We start from the raw sequence: 4,273 nt of genomic DNA, 5'->3' as shown, positions 1-4,273 counted from the left end.
CCTTTTTCCTGTGCATAAATAAAAGGGGTAAACCCAATCCACGGATTGGTAGAAATACGTATTTTTGTAGCTTCCAAAGGACGATTAACATACAAATACGTAATCGCTACGGCACTTATTAAAAACAGTAATACAAAACCCAAAATACGAGCTTTTTTCATATCAAACTCTCTTTAATAGAACATTTACTTATAATAACACATAATTCTTTATAAAGCTTTACCCATCATGTTACAATACGTTCTAAATTAAAAAAAGAGAAAAAAAATTATGCGTTTATTGTTGATTCTATGGTTTGGGTTTTTAGCCCTTTTGGGAGACGAGGGGTACAATGGTAAAAGCATTATCCTAACCCTCCCCTCACCATCAGGAACCATCATTAGCCACGATCGCAATATCAGTGTCCTATCCCACCCCACAGCTCCTACTCAAGGGATCGCTATTCTTCCTATCGACTATTATGCCGCGCTTGGGGATAGTAACTTGACATGGATTTCACCGGCGAAAACATCCCTTATTCCTCTAACCATTAAAAGCATTCCCTATCCCATCGAAACCCTAAGTGTCGATCCTGCATTAGTAACGCCTCCCCTTGAAATGATGGAGCGAATAGAGCGAGAACGACTACAGGCAAAAGAGATATATGAACACTTCACCCCTATTCGCTATTGGAACAAACCGTTTATCAAACCTCTCGATACCTTTATAACAAGTGAATACGGTTCAGCCCGGACCTATAACGGAACGCTCAAAAGCTATCACGGAGGGGTCGATTTCAGAGCCCGAACTCCCATCCCCATTCAGGCAACCAATAACGGTATCGTTATCTTAGCCCAAGAGCGCTACTACTCTGGAGGGACAATCATCATCGATCACGGCGAGGGAATTTACAGTTGTTACTTCCACCTCAGCCGATACGATGTAAAAGTGGGTGATTATGTCAAACAGGGAGATATTATAGCTTTGAGCGGAGAGAGCGGACGGATTACGGGTCCTCATTTGCATTTTGGTATGATGGTGCACGGGGTACAAAGCGATCCCCTCGATCTGATTACAAAAATAAACACTTTATTTGAAACAACCAAGGAGCCTCATGAAGAAATTAGCGTTAAGTAGCACACTACTTGCTACTGCCCTTAGTGCTTTTTCCACGACCAATATCCAGTACCTCTACGGTGATTTTGAAGGTCAAACATTCTTAGACACCCAAAACGGAGCCAAACAAACCGTTACGGCAGAGCACTATCGTACCTTTGAGTATGGTGACTTATTCATGTTTGCTGATTTTGCCTACGCACACGACGGTCTCCAATTTACCAACAAAAAAAATGACCTCTACGGTGAGTTATCGCCACGTCTAAGTTTGGATAAAATCGGTGGCTTTTCTAGCTCAATGGGAATCCTAAAAGAGAGCTATGCGGCGTTTCAATACAATCGCGGAGACAAATATCACGCATGGCTGTATGGGGTAGGGTGCGATTTAGCACTTCCGGGATTCTCCGTTTTTGGGGTCAACCTTTACCGAAAAATTCAAAATATCGGAGACAATACCTATCAACTCTCCCTAAATTACACGTTGCCAGTAAGAGATGGATGGCATATTGAAGGATTTACCGACTGGACAACGCGTGATTTTTTGAGTCAAAATCAGCTGCTTTTTGATCTTTCGCCTATTACAGGGGTTAAAGCGGGGAAGTTAGAGATAGGGACGGAGTGGCACTATTACCATGAAAACAGCTATCACACCGATAATGATGTATTTCAGGCAATGCTTAAATATACGTTTTAATCTTTTTTCAAAGCGGCCCAGATAAAGCCGCCGAGACCGACACCAACAACGAGCACCAAAAACACAACTTGAAACCAGTCCATCGCGGTCATATTATTTCCTTCAATTCTTTTTCTTTGAGCTGTCCGCATGCCGCACTAATATCCAGCCCTTTAGAATCTCGGATCGTACACAACACGCCGTGCTTGATCAGATACTCTTGAAACGCCACCATATCCGCACGTGTCGGACGCTGATAATCAGACCCCTCATACGGGTTAAAAAAGATCAGATTCACTTTCGCCTTGATCCCATGCAACAGTTTCACCAGTTTTTTTGCCGAAACTAAATCATCATTTTTATTTTTGATAACGAGATACTCGAACATCACCCGTTTACGGGTATCGATCGGGAATCGCTTCACCGCCTCGATGATCGAAGCAATATTATACGCCTTATTCATCGGGATCAATTCACTGCGAAGTTCATCATCGACGGCATGGAGTGAAATAGCGATATGAACCCCTAAATCCATCTGACCCAGTTTGTCGATTTTACTGCTCAACCCGCTCGTCGAAACCGTTTGTCGTTTACCTGAAATCGACAACCCCTCTTCATCTTTAAAAATTCTAATCGCTTTCGCGAGATTCTCAAGATTATCAAGCGGCTCCCCCATCCCCATATAGACGATATTAAGCCGTCGATGGGCGGCGAGGTTATTATCCATCTTCACCGCCAATACCTGCGCCACTATCTCCCCCGCGCTCAGATCGCGGGTAAATCCCCCTTTGGCGGTGAGACAAAACGAACATCCCACTTTGCACCCGACCTGTGTCGAGACACAGACCGTAAAACGGGCTTCATGTTCGATGTTCCCCTCATCGTCAATGCTTTCATCTTTCATCTTCAGCCATACCGTCTCGACCGTTTTTCCATCGCTCAGTTCAAAGAGATATTTGATTGTTCCATCCGTCGAGCACTCTTTTCGGGCAATTTTGAGGGGCATGATCTCATAGTCACGTTCCAGCTCTTCGCGCATCGCTTTGGGGAGATTTGCCATCGTATCAAAACTTGTCGCATATTGGTGATATATCCATCCCCAAATTTGTTTGGCACGAAATGAAGGTTTCACCATACTCGCGAGTTCGGTTTTGGTGTAATCCAAAATACATTTTTTAGCCATGGATTAACCCTTTCTCTTTTAAATGTTCACGCAACAGCACTTTAGCAAACCCGTGATTGGCGATAAAGTCACGATGAGCGTTTGCATCGCAGTAATTGGTGATACAAAAAACACCCCCCGCAGGGATACCAAAAACCTGAGCTACTCGCATAACGCTGAAAAACTCCATGTTTTCAATCCCCATCCCGAGCGTTCTCATTTGCTCCATCGCACGCTCACTCGTCGTGATGTAGTTCGAGGAGTTCACGATAACATCTTTGATCGATTCCGTTTGTGCTGAAATGACGTTATCGATCGGTGTATAGGCACTTTTATCCAAAAATCCTAACTCGATGTTAGCCGCCGTTTTAGACTCGACGATGTCATTTATTTTGTGATCACCATAACTTCCCGCACTCCCGACGAAGATGAGAAATTCGGGTTTGTGCACCAAGCAGTGACGGGTTAGATTGATTGCGCTGTCGATTAGCCCGACCCCTATCGGAGTTGCGAAATCAAACGTCTCGTTATTACCCGCGCATAAAATCATAACCGTACCGGAATCCCATTAAACGAAAGATACCGCTTCAAATCCATGATATCAATCTCTTTGTAGTGGAAAATACTCGCCGCCAGTGCCGCATCGGCACCGTGTTCAAACGCCTCTTTGATATGTTCCATCGTCCCCGCACCGCCGCTGGCGATAACAGGAACATTGACCGCGCGGCTGATTTGCTCGGTGATGGAGAGATCAAATCCCGCTTTGGTGCCATCGGCGTCCATCGAGGTGAGGAGAATCTCTCCCGCACCTCGATCCACAACCTCTTTTGCCCATTCAAAGGCATTAATTCCCGTATCGACCCGACCGCCGTTGAGATAGACGTTGTATTGATCGCCCGTACGCTTCACATCGATAGCGACGACGATACACTGGGAGCCGAAACGTTTGGCTCCTTCGTTGATAAACTCAGGTCGTTTAATCGCCGCAGAGTTGATACTCACCTTGTCGCACCCGACGGCAAGAAGTTTATAAATATCATCAAGAACTCGGATTCCACCGCCGACCGTGAGAGGGATAAAAACCTCTTTAGCGACCTGTTCTACGATATGAACGATGGTATCGCGCTCTTCGTGAGATGCGGTAATATCGAGGAATGTCAGTTCGTCCGCACCCTCTTCGTTGTACCGTTTTGCTACTTCGACAGGATCCCCCGCATCTTTGAGTCCGACGAAATTGACACCCTTAACAACCCGTCCGTCTTTGACATCGAGGCACGGAATAATCCGCTTTGCAAAAAAATTATCCATTTGACACCTTGTGCGCAATCATTATGAAATTATAA

General features: G+C 45.0%; 5 protein-coding genes. 2 read left to right on the top strand and 3 right to left on the bottom strand.

The genetic code is table 11. From position 1 onward, the window contains the following. The first annotated feature begins 270 nt into the window (after positions 1–270). Positions 271–1,116 carry a M23 family metallopeptidase gene (locus JZU62_RS01820; RefSeq protein ID WP_295011329.1) on the top strand — a complete coding sequence of 282 codons (846 nt, stop codon included), beginning with the start codon at positions 271–273 and terminating at the stop codon, positions 1,114–1,116. Next, on the top strand, positions 1,094–1,789 hold the full coding sequence (locus tag JZU62_RS01815) for an outer membrane protein OmpK (RefSeq protein ID WP_295011327.1): 696 nt from the start codon (positions 1,094–1,096) through the stop codon (positions 1,787–1,789). The genes JZU62_RS01820 and JZU62_RS01815 overlap by 23 nt, the downstream gene beginning before the upstream one ends. Before the next feature lie 88 nt (positions 1,790–1,877). On the opposite strand, the gene rlmN is transcribed toward JZU62_RS01815, so the two are convergent. The 3 genes from rlmN to hisF are packed head-to-tail and all read right to left on the bottom strand — an operon-like array spanning position 1,878 to position 4,238. After that, a complete protein-coding gene (gene rlmN, locus JZU62_RS01810; RefSeq protein WP_295011325.1) occupies positions 1,878–2,951 on the bottom strand; it encodes a 23S rRNA (adenine(2503)-C(2))-methyltransferase RlmN in 1,074 nt (357 codons plus the stop codon). Continuing rightward, positions 2,944–3,480, bottom strand: coding sequence for a purine-nucleoside phosphorylase (locus tag JZU62_RS01805; protein WP_295011323.1), 537 nt, complete (start codon positions 3,478–3,480; stop codon positions 2,944–2,946). The genes rlmN and JZU62_RS01805 overlap by 8 nt, the downstream gene beginning before the upstream one ends. Continuing rightward, positions 3,477–4,238 (bottom strand): imidazole glycerol phosphate synthase subunit HisF, encoded by a 762-nt coding sequence (hisF, locus tag JZU62_RS01800; RefSeq protein ID WP_295011321.1) that lies wholly within the window; start codon positions 4,236–4,238, stop codon positions 3,477–3,479. Before hisF ends, JZU62_RS01805 begins: the two co-directional genes overlap by 4 nt. Between the last annotated feature and the right edge of the window lie 35 nt (positions 4,239–4,273).

Source organism: Sulfuricurvum sp. (assembly GCF_019163035.1).
Lineage (GTDB): Bacteria > Campylobacterota > Campylobacteria > Campylobacterales > Sulfurimonadaceae > Sulfuricurvum.
This window is presented reverse-complemented; position numbering and strand designations above follow the sequence as displayed.